Annotated in this window: 1 protein-coding gene; it reads right to left on the bottom strand. The window is 70.1% G+C overall.

What is annotated here, in order from left to right; all coding sequences use genetic code 11:
* Positions 1–241 (bottom strand): hypothetical protein (locus tag SB660_RS23345; RefSeq protein ID WP_410584946.1); only part of this gene is annotated, 241 nt, incomplete at both ends.

Genomic DNA, 241 nt, shown 5'->3' with positions numbered 1-241 from the left:
CCGTGATCGTGACCGACAGCGGGGGCGACGCGTCAGAGGTGCGCTGATCGCCGCCGGAGCACATGCCCTGGTAGGTCACGATGAGCTGCTGGCCCGCGGCATCCGCCACCTTGATCTGCGTGTTGCGCTGCGTCGGCTGGAAGGTGGGGCCGCCCGACACGAACGTGCCGTTCTGCACCGAGACGACGTAGCCCGAGAGGGTGGAGCCGCTCGGGCAGGTGAAGCCGGTGCCCCACGCGAC

Origin of the sequence: Bacillus sp. SIMBA_005, from assembly GCF_046535585.1 — a bacterium.
GTDB classification, from domain to species: domain Bacteria; phylum Bacillota; class Bacilli; order Bacillales; family Bacillaceae; genus Bacillus; species Bacillus pumilus.
This window is presented reverse-complemented; position numbering and strand designations above follow the sequence as displayed.